Raw genomic sequence first — 18,965 nt, 5'->3', positions numbered from 1 at the left:
CATCTTACATTTTACCTCTACCATATCCCATTTTCCATTTTTCCTAAGTTGATTCTTTTGCTAATTTAATAATCTCATTTCCATCTAAAATTTTTCTTCCATTAGTATGAGTTAAGGTGTTTATCATCGCATTAGCAAGTTCTATCATTGTACAAAATCCAGAAGAATAAATAGTTCTTCCTATTGGGAACAACCAGTTAATGTATTTATAAAATTTATGGGCATACTTTTGGTTTTGTAATGGCTTTATAAAACCTGGGCGGAAATTATACACTTGTTCAAAAGGTAATTTCATCAAGTCACTTTCCGTTTTCCCTTTAACCTGAGCCCATTTTAATCTTCCGTTTTCATTGGTTCCACTACCTGATACGTAACAAAATGTCATAGCCTCATTCAATTTAACCAGCGTTTTAGCAACATGCATAGTCAAGGTATAGGTCATTTTGTAATAAGTTTCGTCATCGGCACCAACTGAAGTAATTCCCAAACAAAAAAAGCAAGCATTGTAACCTATAAGTTGAGTTTCTATTGTTGAGAAATCAAAGAAATCTTGATGGATAATTTCCTTCAGTTTGGGGTGGGTATATCCACAAGGTTTACGGTTAATCACTAAAACGGAATTAATCTCTGGGCTATTTAAACATTGTATTAAAACACCTTCGCCAACCATGCCTGTAGCACCAGTTATAATCACGTTATTTTCTGATCTCGATTTTCCCATAAAAAATTTGTTTGGATAAAATTAGCACTAATTCTCTATTTCTGGCTTGATAAATTCGCTATAGCTTTTCTTTACATAAAGTAGTATTTGGTAATCGTTCATTTTCCGTACCTCAATTGCCGATGGTTTATACTGCTTTATAAAGTTTTTTAAAGAATCTCCCTCTAGTTTAGTTATATCGGCAATCTTTTTAGCGTCAAAGCGGCGGTTAATGTAAGTTGTCTCTTCATCTTTTAACTCAACTTTTTGCAATTTAGATATAGATGATTTATTTTTAGTAATTAAGCCAATGGTTTTTAAAACGTCCAAGCTTACAATAGATGAGGTAGAATTAGAAACTAAATTATATCCAATTGTTGGATATTGCCAACCTTTTTGCACCAATACATCTTCTAGGGTAGGTGCTTTATAGGCAAATACTTGCTCATTATCTGCTCTCATTTTTAACGAATCGGCAACGTAATCCCGTTTTGATAAAATGGTAACATCATTCAAATCTATTGAGGCGGCTCGGAGATAAACATTCAAATCTGGCAAACTGCTATTTAAATTTAATTCATATTCTTCATAGCCAAGCTTTTTTATTTTTACGGTTGATATTGATGGAATTTTATCCAATTTAAATCTTCCATCAGCACCTGTAATAATAGTTTGTTTTCCATAACTAACAATCACCTGCTCAATCGGTAATTTTGATTGATAATCTAAAACTTGTCCATTAAACTGTTGAGCATAAAGTTTATTCGATAAAATGAGTATGGAAAGGACGATAAATATTCTCATGTTTCGGGTTAGATTTAAACTAAAATAGAATATAAATTGCTGCTGATATAAACTTTAACACATCTTAACTTTTTTAGTTTTATCATTTAAGGTTGTTGCAAAAAAAAGTCTCAACTTGCGTCGAGACTTTCAATAAATATTAAATTTACCTCAATGTTGTTGGTTTCATTTGGTAATCATAAGGTGGTTGTACACCTAATAAATTCTGCACGAAATAATCCCATCTTCTTCTCATCATGTATGGCGAGTACGCACCATAACCATGCGCACTATTCGGGAATATTACCAAATCGAAAGATTTGTTTGCTTTTTCTAAGGCTTCTACAACTAATAAAGTATTGTATGGCGGAACATTATCGTCCATCATTCCATGTACAAGCATTAATTTTCCTTTTAAATTTTTAGCATAATTTTGATTGGCTTGTGCTTCATAATCAGCATTTTCGACTAATCCATTATAACGTTCACCCCAATCATCCTCGTAGTTTCTATTTTCATGGTTTCCAGATTCTGAAATGCCCACTTTAAAGAAATCAGGATAACGAAACATGGCTGTTGCAGTTGCAAAACCACCACCAGAATGTCCCCAAATACCAACTTTTGTGGTATCCATCGGGTATTTTGTCGATAGTTGTTTAATAGCGGTTATCTGGTCTGGCAAAGTATTTTCTGCCATATTGCCGTAGCTCATATCGTGAAAAATTTTTGAACGGTCGGGATTGCTGGTTCCTTCCATTACGACTACTATAAAACCCAATTCTGCTAAACATTGATTATCTCCACGAGATGCCGCGAAAGACCAACTGCCCACACTTCCACCTTGCGGGCCAGGATAAATATAATCGATTACCGGATATTTTTTGCTGGCATCCATCTTAGTTGGTGTAAAAACCAAGCCATAAATATCTGTCTTGCCATCAGCAGCTTTTACCGAAACAGGTGTAGGCGCTTTCCATCCGGTTGCTACTAATCTTGAAATATCCATTTTCTCCAACTCCATAATTAACTTTCCATCCATGCCGCGGAAATTACTTACAGATGGAACATCAGGCTGAGAATAAGTATTTACAAAATAGTTTCCCGAAGGTGAAATGGAAACTGTATGATTGCCAACCTCTGGGGTTAAATCAACTAACTTTTTCCCATCAAAACCAATTTTATAAAAATGCCCAAAATATGGATTGGTTTTATCTTGCCCGTTAGCCATAAAATAAAGTGTACGCGTTTTTTCGTCTACTTTAAGTAAACGGGTAACAACCCAATTTCCTTTAGTTATTTGATTTTTAACTTTGCCTGTTGTAGCATCATACAAATATAAATGACCCCAATTATCTCTTTCCGAGTACCACAAAATTTCTTTACTTGAAGGTAAATACCGCCAGTTAATAGCACCCTGACCTGATTCAAATTGAGTTTTCACGGTTTCTTCAAAAACTTCGCGAACAGCACCTGTTTCTGAATTTGCAATACGGAATTTTTCGTTTTTATGGTCACGCGATGTGGATACAAAAGCAACTTCAGTCCCATCAGCTTTCCAGTCAATATCATCAAAAGTACCGCTGCTTGAAATATCGTCGCTCAAAGTGGCACGATGCGGATCTAGAGGAACATTTAATGAAACTACTTTTGGCTTTTCTACATCAATAACAACTCTTCTGATGGTTGCAATTTCCTTATCGCCCGGTAAAGGATATTTCCATGCACTAAGCTTTGGCGAGCCAACATTTGTGCTTACTAAATACATATCTTTCGTGTTTCTTTGGTCTTGCTGAAAGGTTGCAATCTTTTTAGAATCGGGCGACCAACGTAAAATTGCTCCATCGCTATGTTTCCAGCCGGCATTATCTGTTGCGTAACCGTAATCTTTTATGCCATCGGTTGTGAGTTGAGTTAATTTTCCTGATGCGATATCTTTAACGTAAAGGTTGTAGTCTTTAATTAATATCGATTTTTTGCCATCTGGAGATACAACTTCTCCTCTGCCACCTCGACGGAAATTTTGTGTGCCGCCACCATTACCTTTATATTCAGTAGTTAAGGTTTTAGTTTTTTTTAATGGATCAACTAAAAAAGTTTGTTCGCCATCTGCAGTTCTTGTGGTGTACCAAAATTTATCTCCTTCTAACCAGTTCGGTTGCGAAAATGTGTGGTCAATATATTTCGCAGTATTGTAGCTTAAAAATGTTTCAGCGTTTTCATAATCTTTTGCAGTAAGCGATGCATTTTGTTGTGCATTGGTTGAAACCGCTATTGCACAGGCTGCTACAGATAGTAAATATTTATTCATATTCTTTTTGTTCTTGAGCATAAAAATACCACTGTTTTATAAAACGATTGGTATTAATGATGATACAAATAATTCCTAATCCCTGCTATTTATATCTATTAGCCGTTTGTGATATAAAATTTGCTTGTTAATAAATGTTATATAGACATTTATCATTTTTTGATAACTTCGTTTTATTGATTTAGTTAAAATATTATAGCCAAGTCCACATCAAATAAATTATAATCATACCATCCATAATTTTCAAAAAATGAGTTTTTCAAAACATTATCGTTTGCCGATACTTTTTTTATTACTATCCGCATTTTTAATTACAAATACATCAGCTCAAACCAGGACTGAATACTTACTAGAAAAAAACTGGAAATTTAGTAAAGGCAATCATCCCGAATCTATTAAAGAAAATTTCAATGATAGTAGTTGGGAAACGGTTACAGTTCCACATGATTGGGCAATAAAGGGTCCTTTTGATGGTGCAAACGATAGTCAGGAAGTTGCCATAGTGCAAAACGGCGAGAAACAAGCTTCGAAGAAAACAGGTAGAACAGGTGGATTGCCTTTTATTGGAAAAGCTTGGTATCGAAACACATTTACTGCACCAACTTTTAAAAAGGGCAAAAAGGCAGTTATTTTAATTGATGGTGCGATGAGTTATCCTATTGTATACCTAAATGGCGAAGAAGTTGGCCATTGGGCTTACGGATATAATTCTTTCTCAATTGATGTAACCAATAAAATGAAAGAGGGCAAAAATGTATTATCAATAGGCTTAGAAAACCTGCCCGAAGCTTCACGCTGGTACCCGGGAGCAGGCTTATACAGAAATGTACACGTAATTATAACCGAAGATGTTAGTATTCCGGTTTGGGGAACTTATATTACCACTCCATTGATTAATAAGGATTTTGCGAAGGTTAAAATAAAAACGAAGGTGAATTCTACTAGCGGTAAATACGATGGCTTGAGTTTACAAACCACCATCAAAAACGCCAGAGGAGAAACGGTAGCCACTACAACCAAAATATTAAGCGAAACTGATTTACAAGAATTTGAACAAGATTTGGTTGTTAAAAATCCTGCATTATGGTCGCCAGAAATGCCCAATTTATATCATGCAGAAACAAAATTATATGCTGGAAAAATCCTTAAAGATGAATATGCTACCACTTTCGGTATTAGAACAATTAAGTTTGAAGCTGAAAAGGGATTTTCATTAAATGGGGTTTACCGAAAGTTTAAGGGCGTTTGTAATCACCACGATTTAGGTCCGTTAGGGGCAGCAATAAACACAGCAGCTTTACGCAGACAACTTACTTTATTAAAAGATATGGGATGCGATGCCATTCGAACCTCTCATAACATGCCTGCTCCAGAATTAGTAAAACTTTGTGACGAAATGGGGTTTATGATGATGGTAGAATCATTTGATGAATGGAAAGAACCGAAAGTTAAAAATGGTTATAGTCATTTATTTGATGAATGGGCAGAAAAAGACGTGGTAAATATGATTCATGCCAATAGAAATAGTCCATGTGTAGTAATGTGGAGTATTGGTAATGAAGTGCCAGACCAGGGAACTAAAAATGGCGGAAAAATCTTAAAATTCCTGCAGGATATTTGTCACCGTGAAGATCCAACCCGGCCTGTAACCGTTGGTATGGACCGCATTCAAAATGCTTTGGATAATAACTTTGCTTCTGTATTGGATGTTCCAGGATTTAATTATAAGCCAATGCTTTACGAAAATGCTTATAATCGTCTTCCACAAGGTTTTATTTTAGGTACAGAAACGGCTTCAACGGTAAGTTCTAGAGGAGTTTATAAATTTCCGGTAGAGTTTTTTAAAATGAAAATGTATGATGATAATCAAAGTTCATCATACGATTTTGAATATTGTAATTGGTCTCAAATTCCTGATGATGAGTTTGTAAAACAAGATGATTTGAAATTTGTAATTGGCGAATTTGTTTGGACAGGCTTCGATTATCTTGGCGAGCCTACACCTTATGATGAAAAATGGCCTTCGCACAGTTCTTATTTTGGGATAATAGATTTGGCCGGAATTCCGAAAGATAGATTTTATTTGTACCGTAGCAGATGGAATACTGAAAAACCAACCTTGCATATTGTACCACATTGGACCTTTCCAGGTAGGGAAGGAAAAGTCACTCCGGTTTTTGTATACACCAGTTATCCTTCGGCAGAGCTTTTTATTAATGGTAAAAGCCAAGGAAAGCAAACCAAAAACAATTCTTCCAATACCAATAGATATAGGTTAATGTGGAAGGATGTAAAATACCAGCCTGGCACTATAAAAGTTATTGCTTATGATGAAAGTGGTAAAGCTGTTGCAGAAGAAGTTGTTAAAACTGCTGGTAAACCGCACCATATTTTGTTAGAAACAGATAGTAAAACCTTAACCGCTAATGGTAAAGATTTAGCATATGTAACCGCTAGTATAGTTGATGTAAATGGCAATTTATGCCCTGATGCAGATAATAGTTTATCATTTGATGTTAAAGGTGCTGGACAGTTTAAAGTAGTTGCCAATGGTGATGCTACAAGTTTAGAACCATTTCATTTACCAAAAATGAAAGCTTTTAAAGGTAAATTGGTAATAACCATACAATCAGGCGAGCAGACTGGAAAAATAAATTTGCAGGTTTTATCAAAAGGATTAAAAGCAGGTAATTTAACCGTTTCGACTAGTAAATAAATTCTAAAATGTCTCTGGGTTAAAAACCAAAGACATTTCTTATTTTGCGGAGAGGGCGGGATTCGAACCCGCGGTACCTTGCAGTACACACGCTTTCCAAGCGTGCTCGATCGACCACTCTGACACCTCTCCGAATGGGGTTGCAAACTTATATTTTTTTATTGGAAAAAAAATGCCTGGATAAAAACCCAGGCATCCATATTCTTAAAAGTTATAAATTAATCTATAACCGTAATTTTTAACATATTGGTTTTACCTTTTGCTTCCATCGGGATAGCGGCCGTGTTAATGATGATATCACCTTGTTTAACCATTTTCTTGCTTTTTAAAAACTCATTAACTTCGATTATGGTATTATCAGTACTTTCCCATTTATCGTAATAAAAACCTCTTACGCCCCAAAGCAAGCTTACTGCATTTAATAAAGAGCGGTTGCTGGTAAATATAAAAGTTAAAGCTTCCGGTCTGTGGCTTGAAATTTCAAAAGCTGTGTAACCACTTAATGTCATCGATACAATACCAACAGCATTAGTTTGCTTAGCTAAGAAACAAGCAGAATCACAAATCGCATCACTTAAAAAAGATGGAGATTTTGGTTTCAAAAATTTATCAGGATTAAACGGATAGTTATTTTGTTCAATGTTCTGAATGATTTTTTGCATCGTTTCGATAACGATTAATGGAAATTCGCCAACCGAAGTTTCACCACTTAACATAACTGCGTCAGCACCATCAAGTACAGAGTTTGCTACGTCGTTTACCTCAGCACGAGTTGGGCGAGGTGTGGTAATCATACTTTCAAGCATTTGAGTAGCAACAATTACAGGTTTAGAAGCTGCTCTACATTTGGCAACAATCATTTTTTGTAATAACGGAACTTCTTCCATCGGACACTCAACACCTAAATCGCCACGGGCAACCATAATGCCATCTGATACAGCAATAATTTCATCGATGTTAGCTATGGCTTCAGGTTTTTCTATTTTAGCAATAACGCGAGCAGTTTTACCACGCTCAGCAATTATTTTTTTAAGTTCGATAATATCATCTGCCTTACGAACGAAAGATAAACCAATCCACTCTACATTATTTTCAAGAACAAATTCTAAATTCTCGCGATCTTCTGGAGTTAAAGACGGAATAGAAACCTTCGTGTTAGGAAGATTTACACCTTTTCTCGAAGTCAAAATACCACCGTGAACGATTTCACAAACAACCTCATCTTTTAAGTTTGTTGAAATAACTTTCATTTGCAGTTTTCCATCATCCAAAAGGATAATTTCTCCTGCCTGAACATCTTGTGGAAAGCTTTGATATGTAATATAAATACGTTCTTCATTGCCAATACACTCGGTAGTGGTAATTACAGTCGTTTTGCCATTAATTAAGTTAATACCACCTTCTTTTACTAAACCGATACGAATTTTCGGACCTTGTAAATCGGCAAGAATACCAACATTGTAATCGTATTTTTTATTTAAATCGCGAATGGTATCTAAAACGGCCTGATGATCTGCCTGAGAACCGTGAGAAAAATTTAAACGGCAAACGTCTAAACCGGCATTAAACATACTATATAATACATCTGGTTTAGCTGAAGCGGGGCCGAGTGTGGCTACAATTTTTGTTCTGGAATGAAAAGGTTTCATTTAATAATTGATTTAGCAATGCAGTTTTTTATTAATTAATTAGTTAAAATTAATTAAACCACATTAAATTTTTATGTATATTTTGTTTTGTACAGTTTTTTATAACCCTCAAATATAGTGTAATTAATACACCAAGTGTATAATTTTTATATTACCAAATTCTCTTTCGATTTTAGTTTAGCAGGTTCTATTTTTGCAGCTACCTGTATATCAGGAAGTTTGTTTAGTCCGTTAAGGAGATAATCAAGGTCTTCTTTATCTATAAATTCTTTAATTATAATAAAAAAATCCACGTTGTTCATTTCCGGAACAAGCACACCATCGCTACTTTTATTGCTTATAAGGTAGTATTCAACATCGCCTTGTTCAACAAAAAAGTAATATTTAGAGAAAGACCAGGCTGGCTCATCAATGTTGAAAAATATTTCATGATCCTCAACTTTAGCAAACTGCGTATTTAATCGCGTATTAATTTTGTGGCACAATACATAGTCTTTTAGCGGTGCGGTTACTGCAATTAATATGAAATCAAGGTCTAGCGTTAATTTTAGATAAGTTTTATTCAAGTCGAAATAAATTATTTACAGAACGAAATTAAAAAACTAATTCTATATTCGCTTGTTATTTGAGAGCCAAATTTAGGTATCGAAATAAAAACATTTGAAAATTGTAAGAATTTATTTTTCTTTGCACAGAATTATTTAACCATTAAATTATAAAATTATGTCTGATATTGCTTCAAGAGTTAAGGCTATTATCGTAGAAAAACTAGGTGTTGACGAAAGCGAAGTTACGCCGGAGGCTTCATTCACCAACGATTTGGGTGCAGATTCTTTAGATACCGTAGAATTAATTATGGAATTTGAAAAAGAATTTAATGTAGCTATTCCTGATGATCAGGCTGAAACCATCGGTACAGTTGGTCAAGCAATCGCTTATTTGGAAAAAAACGTTAAATAGAATTACGCTTTTTCAGTATAAATGGAATTAAAAAGAGTAGTAGTAACAGGGTTGGGTGCGCTCACTCCTATAGGCAATAATGTTCCCGATTTTTGGGAAGGGTTGACTAATGGGGTGAGTGGCGCTGCTCCTATTAAAGGTTTTAATACTGAAAAGTTTAAAACTAAATTCGCTTGTGAAGTAAAAAACTTTAATCCGGAAGATTTTCTGGAGAAAAAAGAAGCTCGTAAGTTAGATCCGTTTGTACAATATGCTCTTGTAGCAACAGATGAGGCCGTGAAGGATGGTGGTTTTGATTTTGAAAAGTTGGATACCAACCGAATTGGAGTTATCTGGGGTGCGGGCATTGGTGGATTAAAAACTTTTTTAGATGAAATTTCTAATTTCGCCAAGGGAGATGGTACGCCAAGGTACAATCCGTTTTTTATCCCTAAGATGATTATTGATATTGCTCCAGGGCATATCTCTATAAAATATGGCTTACGCGGGCCAAATTTTGCAACTGTTTCGGCATGTGCTTCTTCTACAAACGCAATGATCGATGCATTTAACTATATCCGTTTGGGTATGGCTGATGTGATTATAAGTGGTGGTTCTGAAGCAATTATTAACGAAGCAGGAATGGGTGGCTTTAATGCCATGCACGCTTTATCTACGCGAAATGATGATCCTACAACAGCTTCTCGTCCTTTCGACAAGGATAGAGATGGTTTTGTGGCAGGTGAAGGCGCAGGAACAATTATTTTGGAAGAGCTTGAACACGCTAAAGCAAGGGGTGCTAAAATTTATGCAGAACTTGTTGGTGGAGGCATGAGTGCTGACGCTAATCACATCACAGCACCACATCCTGAAGGTTTGGGCGCCAGAATGGTTATGACCAACGCTTTAAAAGACGCAGGCTTAACCACGGCCGATATAGATTATATTAATGTTCACGGAACTTCTACGCCACTTGGTGATATTAGTGAAACTCGTGCCATTGCAGATTTATTTGGTGAAGATGCCTATCGCTTAAACATCAGCTCAACAAAATCAATGACTGGTCACTTATTGGGTGCTGCTGGAGCTATTGAAGCTATTGCTGCAATTCTTTCTGTTCAAAACGATATTGTACCACCTACAATTAATCATTTTACAGATGATCCTGCATTTGATCCTAAATTAAATTTTACTTTTAACAAAGCTCAAAAACGTACTGTCAGAGCGGCACTAAGTAATACTTTTGGTTTTGGTGGTCACAATGCGTCAGTAATTTTCAAAAAATACAAAGATTAATTAAACCACTCCTGCTATATAATTTTGTATGCTAATTAAAAATAGATAACTTAGTTAAATATGCTGATTAGCCGTTAATTGTGTTATTTATTTAATGCCGATATTAAGATTATATAAACTTTATCTCTCTCCAGAAAAGGAGTTTGTTAAAAAGCTGAAAAACATTCTGGGATTTGTGCCAGGAAACGTAACGCTATATAAGATGGCGTTCAGGCATCGTTCTGCAGCTAAGGTTTTAAAAAATGGAACACGAAGCAGTAACGAACGATTGGAGTTTTTGGGCGATGCAGTTCTAGGTTCGGTAATTGCAGAATTGCTTTTCAAGCACTATCCTTATAAAGAAGAGGGTTTCTTAACTGAAATGCGTTCTAAAATTGTAAATCGTGCAAATTTGAATCAGCTGGCAAAAAAAATGGGCTTCGATAAATTAATTGAGTTCGATCAGCGCTCTGTAAGCATTCAAACTAAACATAACTCTATGTTAGGCGATGCATTTGAAGCCATTATTGGTGCTGTTTATATGGATAAGGGATATAATTTTACTAAAGATTTTTTGCTACGCAGAATCGTAAAGCCACATATCGATATTCATACGCTTGAATTAACTGAAACAAATTTTAAAAGTAAGTTAATTGAATGGTGCCAGCGTCACGGTAAAGACGTATTATTCGAACTTGCTGCAAACGGTGAGGGTGAAAGTGCTAAATTATTTACGATTAGTGCTGTTGTTGAAGGCGAGAAAGTTGGAACAGGGCGGGATTATAATAAGAAAAACGCTGAAAAATTAGCCGCTGAAAAAGCATGTGAAACACTTGCTATTTAGGTTTTAGTAAGGTGATAAACTGCTTATTCTGGTAATTGTTTAACTGCAATTGCCAACTGAAAACTGAATTACTTCCCTTTTCCTAAGGTATCTGTAAATTTCTTTGATGATTCTTTAATGTATTTTATGTAATCGTAGCTATTCCAATATTGTGCCTTTTGAAATTCTGGGCGATAATTTATCATATATGTTTCCAATGTATCGCCTCTTAAAGTTGTATTGTTTTTAATAATGCTCGGGTTAAAATAAACGTCAATTTGCGATTGTTTAATTTCATTATCGGCATACCTGCTAAACCTTCTGGCATTTTTAGGGTCTTTACCAATCAAATTGTACAATCCGTTAATCGGATTAAATACTGCAGACAGAAACGATGACTTGCCTCCATTAAATACGCCCTTGCTTTGAAAATCTCTTTTGATATCGGCCAAATCTTGTTTTTTGGTACTGCCAAGGATAGTAACCTCATCCAGCGTTGTACTGCCGCGAATCATGTAAATTAAAATGTCTTGCCTACCAAGAACCAAAATTCGCTGATCGTTTAAATATGTTTTTCCAATTAACAAGGTATCTCCAATAGTTGCTTTAAGTTGAAACATACCCAAGTCATTACTGGTTACACCTATCCTCGTTCGTAGGTTAGTAATGTTAGCAAGCGCAACCCTAACATTCGAGCCTTTTTCTAGCACAACTCCTTTTACAATGAATTCTTGAGCACCTACAATTGAGGAAGCTGTAATAATCAGAGAAAAAACAATTGAAAAAAAGAAGTAGCGGGCTTTCATCTTAAATAGTATTTTTGGTAAAATTAACAATTGTTAACTAACTAAACTGTTAAAAGAACGTTAATGCCAGTTAGAATGTTTGTCTCTGTACTTTTTTTGTTGTATAAAGAAAAATATTTTCCTCGTAATTATCTGGTTTTTTGACCATATTAAAATCCAAACATTTACAACAAAGCGAACTGTAAATTAATTTTTTCTATCTTTGCGCATGATAAAATCCATGACAGGATACGGCTTGGCAACAGCCGATTATGCGAATGCAAAATACAGTGTCGAAATCAAATCGCTCAACAGTAAATTTCTTGAGCTCAATTTAAAATATCCTAAGGCCTTTTCTGATAAAGAATTAATTTTACGCAATGTTTGTAGTAAAGATATCGAACGCGGCAAAGTAAGTTTAAGCATTACAGTAGAGCGTAGTTCTGGAGAAGTTACTGGCGCAACTATAAATACTGCTCTTCTGGCGCATTATTACAATCAATTAATTGCGGTTAACGATCAATTGAATGCCAACAGCAGCAATTTGTTGCAAACAGCTTTAACTTTTCCTGAAGTTATAAGCTATAAAGAAGAAAGCGTAAGTGAAGATGAATGGAATCAATTGTACAGAATATTTACTGAAGCTTTAGCAAATTTCAATAGTTTTAGAGAAGATGAAGGTACAGTTCTAAAAGCTGATTTGGAATTAAGAATCAAAAATATTCTTTCCTATTTTAAATCAGTTGAAGAATTAGAACCTAAAAGGTTAACTGCTATTCGCGATAAGTTCTCACAATTTTTGGATGATGCTGTAGGTAAAGTGAATATTGATCAGAATCGTTTTGAACAGGAATTAATCTATTACATTGATAAAATAGACATTACAGAAGAAAAAACTCGCTTAAAAAGTCATTGTGATTATTTTGTTCAAACTTTAACAAGTAAAGAAGCAAATGGTAAAAAACTTGGTTTTATTTCGCAGGAAATTGGTAGGGAAATAAATACCATGGGTGCCAAAGCAAATGATGCGCAAATGCAACAATTTGTTGTTGGTATGAAAGAAGAATTAGAAAAGATAAAAGAACAGTTATTAAACGTATTATAGAAAGCTGAAAGCTGAAAGTCCAAAGCTTTTAGCTTTCAGCTTTAGTCTCGAAAAAATGAAACAAGGCAAACTTATCATATTTTCAGCTCCATCCGGAGCAGGAAAAACCACAATAGTACATCACTTATTAACGAAGTTTCCTGAACTGAGCTTTTCTATTTCTGCAACAACCCGAGAACTTAGGGGTGCTGAACAACATGAAAACGATTATTACTTCATTACTAAAGAAGAATTTCTACATAAAGTTGCCCGTCAGGAATTTGTTGAGTTTGAAGAGGTTTACAACGGGACTTTCTATGGTACTTTACGTTCGGAAATTGAACGTATTTGGAATGAAGGAAAACACGTCATTTTTGATATTGATGTTGAAGGTGGAATTCGTTTAAAAAGAAAATATGAAGATGATGCTTTGGCAATTTTTGTTCAGCCGCCATCTTTAGAAGTTTTAAAAGAGCGTTTAAGCGGTCGTGGAACGGATAGTCCGGAAAAATTACAGGAACGTTTTGTTAAAGCAGAAAAGGAATTACTCTACGCTGATAAGTTTGATGTGATTTTAAAAAACTATGATTTGGCAACCGCCTGCGCTGAAGCTGAAAAACTGGTAGGAGATTTTTTAAGAAGTTAGCAGTTCGCAATTAGTAATTATCAGTTTTGGATCCATAATCCTCTGATAGTAAATACCTGGTAAAAAAATTTGAATATGTAACTAAGTATATGGGCGATTTCTCTGATTTGTTGGCTTATAAAAAATCATTTGATTTAGCAATGTGTATTTTTGAAGTGAGTAAGTCTTTTCCAAAAGAAGAAATGTACTCTTTAACGGATCAAATAAGAAGGTATTCGCGTTCAACAAATATTTGTATGGTTGAAGCATATAGGAAAAGAAGATATAAGGCACACTTTATTAGCAAACTTTCTGATAGTGACATGGAAAACAGCGAAACTAAGGCGTGGTTAAAATTTGCGCTTGAGTGTAAATACCTTGGTGAGAATGAATATAATAAATTGACGTTACAAAGCGACGAGGTTGGAAAATTATTAAACCACATGATGAATAACCCTGAAAAATATGGCGTTGTTTAATTATTTTTTTAGTAGCATTTAATTAAAAATCACGATTCGAAGGGTGATAACAGAAAATTTCAAACTGAAAACTGAATAATGTCAACTGAAAACCGTAAACTGAAAACAGGCCTATTCTTTGGTTCTTATAATCCCATACATACCGGGCATTTAATTATTGCCAATTACATGGCTAACCATACCGAACTCGATGAAGTTTGGTTGGTTGTTTCTCCACACAATCCTTTAAAAAATAAAAGTGGCTTAACCAATATGTACGATAGGCTTGAAATGGCTAAACTGGCAACTGAAAATGCAGAAAATATTCGTGTAAGTGATATTGAGTTTTCGCTACCCCAACCATCATATACAATTGATACGCTGACTTATCTACATGAAAAATATCCTGAAAAGGAGTTTGTACTTATTATGGGGGCAGATAATTTGGTTTCGTTTAAGAAATGGAAGAACTATGAAATTCTGTTAAAAAACTACCATATTTATGTTTATCCTCGCCCAGGTTCTGATGTTTCAGAATGGGAAAATCATCTTTCAATAACTTTTACAAAAACACCATTTATGGAAATTTCTTCAACCTTTATCCGCAAGGCGGTAAAAGAAAAGAAGAATGTTCAATTTTTCTTACCTGATAAAGTTATAGATTTTATTGAAGGCAAGGGGATGTATCGTTAAGGGAAATTTAGTCGACTATTTCTTTAAGGTCTTTATACTTCAGAATGGCCCCATTAGTGTTTTCTTCAATGCTTAATTTTATGCCTTTTAATTCTGCTCCAGAATAGCCTAAGCCTTTCGTTCCTTTAATTTTTTCAAGCTTATTCCAATTATCGACTAAAATGATACCTGTCGCATTAAAATCAGATCCTTCTATATTTACATTTAAGAATCCTTTACCGTTATCTTCTTTGTAAGAATTTAAGGTATAATTTATATTATTTGTTTCTCCTGCAATTTTTCTAGCTAACGCATCCTTGTAATCTTTGTTACTCGGCTCTAATCTTGTAAAAATTGAAGTTTAACTTTCATTGTTTTTACATGATGAAAGGATAGTTAAACAAATTGAAGCAATTATAAAGATTGAATTTTTCATGGCGTTTATTTTAGAAGTTTAATTCTACTAATTTAAACTTTTATGAGTAAGCCTCATAGGTTTTAGATAGCGTATAATGATTAATACAACAAAAATATTGCTGGCTTTTTATGCAAATCTATCTCTTCTTTACGCCAGTTATAAATGCTTTGCGTTTTTATAAATTCATCTTCAGCGGTTAAATTGCAAGCAATGCAAAGTTGTGTTTTAGGGTTGCAACTTTTTAAAACTTCTTCGAGCATTTGATTATTACGAAAAGGTGTTTCAATAAAAATCTGGGTTTGCTTGTATCTGCTTGCCGATAAATCTAAATCTTTAATGCGTTTGGTACGTTGTTCTTTATCAATTGGCAAGTAGCCCCAAAATGCAAAACTTTGTCCGTTAAAACCTGAAGCCATTAAAGCTAAAAGAATAGAACTCGGACCAACTAGTGGTACTACCTTTATATTGCGTTTGTGTGCCTCGGCCACAATATCGGCACCAGGATCTGCAATGCCCGGGCAACCTGCCTCACTCATTAATCCAACATCTTTACCAGCTTTAAGTTCTGTAAAAAACTGACCTAAGTCGGTTCTATTGTGCTTGCCGTAATCATGAACAATTAAATCTTTCTGAGGAGTTTTTAAACCCGCTTCTTTTAAAAATCTACGGGCTGTTTTACTATTTTCTACAATGTATGTGTCAATTTGATTTATCGTCTCAACCAGATATGGTGTGAAGGTTTTGTGGGCTACCTCTTCTGCCAGAGGTACAGGGATTAAATATAATGTGCCGTTTTGCATGTCACAAAAATACTTACAATTAATAGAATTTAAGTTCTAAAGTTTAATAACTGTACAATATAATCTCTTTTGTAACCAATGTTGTAGCAAATTTTATTTTTAATTGACTTGTTTTCTGCACAATTATATGAGGTGTAAAACGTTAAATAATAGTTAAATATGCCTTGTATTGCAATAATTCGATGAAATGAAAGAAACTATGCTTGCATATTAAACCATCAATAATTTTGGTTCTCTAATTGATACACGCATGTTAGGTTATTAAATATAAATACACAAATGAAAACACTGAAAACTACGGCACTTGTGCTGGGGCTTTTTGCGCTCCTTGCCGGAACCACAACCTTAGCCAGGGCACAAGGCTACGAAGAAAATTACCAGGATGATGGTTACAACACCGGTAATGTTTCTCTTCAAACATTTTACGATGAACTTTCGCCCTATGGTACCTGGATTCAGGATCCACAGTATGGTTATGTTTGGCGTCCTGATGTAGATCAGAATGAATTTCGCCCTTACTATACTAATGGTCGTTGGGCAATGACAGAATATGGCAATACTTGGGTTTCTAATTATAACTGGGGTTGGGCACCGTTCCACTACGGCCGTTGGGTAATTAATAGTTACAGGCAATGGATTTGGTTACCAGATACCAACTGGGGACCAGCCTGGGTAGATTGGAGAAGTGGTGATGGACAGTACGGCTGGGCACCTATGGCTCCGAGTATAAATATAAATTTAAGTTTTGGTCGCCGTTATGTAGTACCAGAATTCTGCTGGAATTTTATCCCTCAGGCAAGTATTTATATTAATACCTTTCCAAGGTATGACTATGGGCGTAATAATGTTTACATCCGCAACACAACGATTATTAACAATACTTATGTTTACAATAGAAGAAGTTATTATGGTGGTCCGAGAGTAGAAGATATCAGACGTGCAACAAATCGCAATGTAACAGTTTACAGGTATGCTCAAAGTAATAGACCAGGGGCAAGTAGAATTGATAACAGATCGGTTTCTATATATAGGCCAAGACCAGAACGAGGAACAGTTGATAATCGCAGTGCTGCGCCTAGAAAATTTGAGCAAGGAAATGCAGGCTTTAATAGAAACGGAAGAGGAGATAACAGCTACTCGAATCGTGATCAGAGAGGTGGTGGAAATAATAATGATAATAGAATTGGCCAGCAGCGAAATGATAACAACCGAATGGCTCAACCAAACAGAGGTGAAAATGGAAATGTAGACAATCGCAGGGATAATAGTAATCAGCAAAATAATAGGGGAGATGTTTACAACCGTGATGCAAATGGAAGAGGCGATCGTGCAAACCAAAATTTGGGTTCTGCTGAGCAGAGAAATAGACAAGGTGAGCGTACTCAAGAGCAAGGTAACCGTGATCAACAACGTATTCAGCAGATGCAACAAAGAAATCAGCAGGATAGAATGAGTCAGGGTGAGCAACGCACCCAACGCGATGTTCAGGGTCAGCAACAACGTACTCAACAAGCCGATCAGCAACGCCAGCAAATGCAACAGCAACGTTCAGCTCAAATGGAGCAGCAAAGGGTTCAACGCGATCAACAAGCTCAGCAACAACGTTCAGCTCAAATGGAACAACAAAGAGCTCAACGTTCTCAACAGGCAGATCAACAACGTCAACAACAACAAGAGCGTTCACAGCAAATGCAGCAACAGCGTAATGAGCAGGCTCAGCAACAAAGAGCTCAACAATCTCAACAGCGTGAACAAATGCAACAACAGCGTCAGCAAAGAGCAGAACGCCCGGCTGAAGCTAGGCAGCAAGCACCTCCTCAACAACAAAGTCGTGGTGGAGAAAGAAGTTCAGAAGGTGGAAGGCCTGGTAGAGGCGGAAGATAAAATGAATTAAAAAAATTAAAGTCCCGACTAAAATCGGGACTTTTTATTTTAAGTGTAAATGCCTTACAATATCGTTTTCTTACAATATTAAACTTGACCAGCAGCCTGCTGTAAATTGCTAAAATCTTTTCCTCTAAAAGTAGTTTCAGCATCTGGGTGCAGGTTTTCAGGATCTAACAAAAATGTGGTTAATCCTAATTCCAGCCCAAATTTTATCTCTGATTCTGCATCATCACCAATGACTAATATTTCTTCTGTATTTAAGCCGTATTTACCAATTAGCGCTTCAAAAGCATCTTTTTTGTTTTCGTCAGATGCTGTAACATCAACAACATAAACTTCTTCAAAATCATCTTCAATGCCAAGCATTTTAACTTTAGTAGTTTGCTTTTTTAAAAACCCTGCTGTTACAATAAATTTACGTCCTCTTAACGATTTTATATAATGATAATCTTTACTGGGCGTTAAGGGTTTGGTCACTTCGCCCGTAATTAAAAAATCTATTGCATTATCAATCGCAACTTGTTTAAATCCATATTTTTCTGCAACTTTTTGGAAAGGCATTCTCAACATATCTTTCTTTGCCAAAAGATATAATTGCTCGGAAATCCCCAGATCTTGTTTATCCAAAACATTATATAATCCACCCATAAGTTGTTCCTCGTTGGGTTTTGTAAAATAGATGGTATTATCTAAATCAATAAAAAAAATGCTTTTCATTATGGACTGGTTTTTGTATTGTTAAAAAAATAAAACAGCAAGAGCTTATTTATGTTTATTAATTAAAAAAAATAAAGTTATGACAAAGGAAACAAAAATTATAGTTGGTGTATTAGCCGGAGCGGCATTAGGAGCAACAATTGCATTAGCATTATCTTCAGATTCTACTGATGATTTAAAAGGAAAAGTATCCGATTGGTTAAGCGACATTTTAGATTCATCAAAAGATAAGCTAGCAGGTCTTGCTGATAAAGCATCTGGCGTAGCAGATAAGGTAAAAGATAAAATAGCTGATATAAAAGCTTAAAAATAATTGGAGATGCCGG

At 35.2% G+C, this 18,965-nt stretch carries 18 protein-coding genes and 1 tRNA gene; 10 read left to right on the top strand and 9 right to left on the bottom strand.

Annotation, left to right across the window (positions count from 1 at the left end):
- Positions 1-43: 43 nt before the first annotated feature.
- From IEV50_RS02050 to IEV50_RS02040, 3 genes are all read right to left on the bottom strand, one after another.
- Positions 44-721 (bottom strand): Rossmann-fold NAD(P)-binding domain-containing protein, encoded by a 678-nt coding sequence (locus IEV50_RS02050; protein WP_188411584.1) that lies wholly within the window; start codon positions 719-721, stop codon positions 44-46.
- A 27-nt stretch (positions 722-748) separates the two neighbouring features.
- Positions 749-1,504 (bottom strand): peptidase associated/transthyretin-like domain-containing protein, encoded by a 756-nt coding sequence (locus IEV50_RS02045; protein ID WP_188411583.1) that lies wholly within the window; start codon positions 1,502-1,504, stop codon positions 749-751.
- 145 nt (positions 1,505-1,649) lie between these two features.
- Positions 1,650-3,791, bottom strand: coding sequence for a S9 family peptidase (locus IEV50_RS02040; protein ID WP_188411582.1), 2,142 nt, complete (start codon positions 3,789-3,791; stop codon positions 1,650-1,652).
- A 250-nt stretch (positions 3,792-4,041) separates the two neighbouring features.
- Here IEV50_RS02040 and galB point away from each other — a divergent pair, with 250 nt between their 5' ends.
- On the top strand, positions 4,042-6,507 hold the full coding sequence (gene galB, locus IEV50_RS02035) for a beta-galactosidase GalB (protein WP_188411581.1): 2,466 nt from the start codon (positions 4,042-4,044) through the stop codon (positions 6,505-6,507).
- Positions 6,508-6,554: 47 nt separating this feature from the next.
- Here the strand turns inward: galB and IEV50_RS02030 are convergent.
- From IEV50_RS02030 to IEV50_RS02020, 3 genes are all read right to left on the bottom strand, one after another.
- Positions 6,555-6,639, bottom strand: a tRNA-Ser gene (locus IEV50_RS02030).
- 86 nt (positions 6,640-6,725) lie between these two features.
- Positions 6,726-8,156, bottom strand: a complete 1,431-nt coding sequence (gene pyk, locus IEV50_RS02025; protein ID WP_188411580.1) for a pyruvate kinase — start codon at positions 8,154-8,156, stop codon at positions 6,726-6,728.
- Between the two features lie 146 nt (positions 8,157-8,302).
- Positions 8,303-8,722 carry an IPExxxVDY family protein gene (locus IEV50_RS02020; RefSeq protein WP_188411579.1) on the bottom strand — a complete coding sequence of 140 codons (420 nt, stop codon included), beginning with the start codon at positions 8,720-8,722 and terminating at the stop codon, positions 8,303-8,305.
- Between the two features lie 157 nt (positions 8,723-8,879).
- Here IEV50_RS02020 and IEV50_RS02015 point away from each other — a divergent pair, with 157 nt between their 5' ends.
- The 3 genes from IEV50_RS02015 (at position 8,880) to rnc (ending at position 11,214) form a co-directional block, all read left to right on the top strand.
- Positions 8,880-9,116, top strand: a complete 237-nt coding sequence (locus IEV50_RS02015; protein WP_008508386.1) for an acyl carrier protein — start codon at positions 8,880-8,882, stop codon at positions 9,114-9,116.
- Between the two features lie 21 nt (positions 9,117-9,137).
- On the top strand, positions 9,138-10,391 hold the full coding sequence (gene fabF, locus IEV50_RS02010; protein WP_188411578.1) for a beta-ketoacyl-ACP synthase II: 1,254 nt from the start codon (positions 9,138-9,140) through the stop codon (positions 10,389-10,391).
- A gap of 94 nt (positions 10,392-10,485) precedes the next feature.
- A complete protein-coding gene (gene rnc, locus IEV50_RS02005) occupies positions 10,486-11,214 on the top strand; it encodes a ribonuclease III (RefSeq protein WP_188411577.1) in 729 nt (242 codons plus the stop codon).
- Between the two features lie 68 nt (positions 11,215-11,282).
- Here the strand turns inward: rnc and IEV50_RS02000 are convergent, their stop codons facing one another.
- Complete coding sequence (locus IEV50_RS02000; RefSeq protein ID WP_188411576.1) at positions 11,283-11,999, bottom strand: hypothetical protein; 717 nt, start codon at positions 11,997-11,999, stop codon at positions 11,283-11,285.
- 220 nt (positions 12,000-12,219) lie between these two features.
- On the opposite strand from IEV50_RS02000, the gene IEV50_RS01995 reads away from it, so the two are divergent.
- From IEV50_RS01995 to nadD, 4 genes are all read left to right on the top strand, one after another.
- On the top strand, positions 12,220-13,083 hold the full coding sequence (locus IEV50_RS01995) for a YicC/YloC family endoribonuclease (RefSeq protein ID WP_188411860.1): 864 nt from the start codon (positions 12,220-12,222) through the stop codon (positions 13,081-13,083).
- A 55-nt stretch (positions 13,084-13,138) separates the two neighbouring features.
- Positions 13,139-13,708, top strand: a complete 570-nt coding sequence (gene gmk, locus IEV50_RS01990; RefSeq protein WP_123204891.1) for a guanylate kinase — start codon at positions 13,139-13,141, stop codon at positions 13,706-13,708.
- Between the two features lie 89 nt (positions 13,709-13,797).
- Positions 13,798-14,166, top strand: coding sequence for a four helix bundle protein (locus IEV50_RS01985; protein ID WP_188411575.1), 369 nt, complete (start codon positions 13,798-13,800; stop codon positions 14,164-14,166).
- A 78-nt stretch (positions 14,167-14,244) separates the two neighbouring features.
- Positions 14,245-14,838: a nicotinate (nicotinamide) nucleotide adenylyltransferase gene (nadD, locus tag IEV50_RS01980; protein ID WP_188411574.1), complete on the top strand. Its 594-nt coding sequence runs from the start codon at positions 14,245-14,247 to the stop codon at positions 14,836-14,838.
- Between the two features lie 495 nt (positions 14,839-15,333).
- On the opposite strand, the gene IEV50_RS01975 is transcribed toward nadD, so the two are convergent.
- A complete protein-coding gene (locus IEV50_RS01975; RefSeq protein WP_188411573.1) occupies positions 15,334-16,035 on the bottom strand; it encodes an SAM-dependent methyltransferase in 702 nt (233 codons plus the stop codon).
- Positions 16,036-16,314: 279 nt separating this feature from the next.
- Between IEV50_RS01975 and IEV50_RS01970 the strand changes: the two genes are divergently transcribed.
- Complete coding sequence (locus IEV50_RS01970) at positions 16,315-17,919, top strand: DUF6600 domain-containing protein (protein WP_188411572.1); 1,605 nt, start codon at positions 16,315-16,317, stop codon at positions 17,917-17,919.
- 87 nt (positions 17,920-18,006) lie between these two features.
- Here the strand turns inward: IEV50_RS01970 and IEV50_RS01965 are convergent, their stop codons facing one another.
- Positions 18,007-18,639, bottom strand: a complete 633-nt coding sequence (locus IEV50_RS01965; protein WP_188411571.1) for an HAD family hydrolase — start codon at positions 18,637-18,639, stop codon at positions 18,007-18,009.
- A gap of 79 nt (positions 18,640-18,718) precedes the next feature.
- Between IEV50_RS01965 and IEV50_RS01960 the strand changes: the two genes are divergently transcribed.
- The gene (locus IEV50_RS01960; protein WP_123204884.1) at positions 18,719-18,946 is read left to right on the top strand and encodes a YtxH domain-containing protein; all 228 of its coding nucleotides are present in this window, start codon (positions 18,719-18,721) and stop codon (positions 18,944-18,946) included.
- The last annotated feature ends 19 nt before the right edge of the window (positions 18,947-18,965 follow it).

This window comes from Pedobacter mendelii (genome assembly GCF_014635725.1).
GTDB classification, from domain to species: Bacteria; Bacteroidota; Bacteroidia; order Sphingobacteriales; family Sphingobacteriaceae; genus Pedobacter; species Pedobacter mendelii.
Note: the sequence above shows the minus strand (reverse complement) of the source record. Positions and strands in the feature narration are given on the sequence as shown.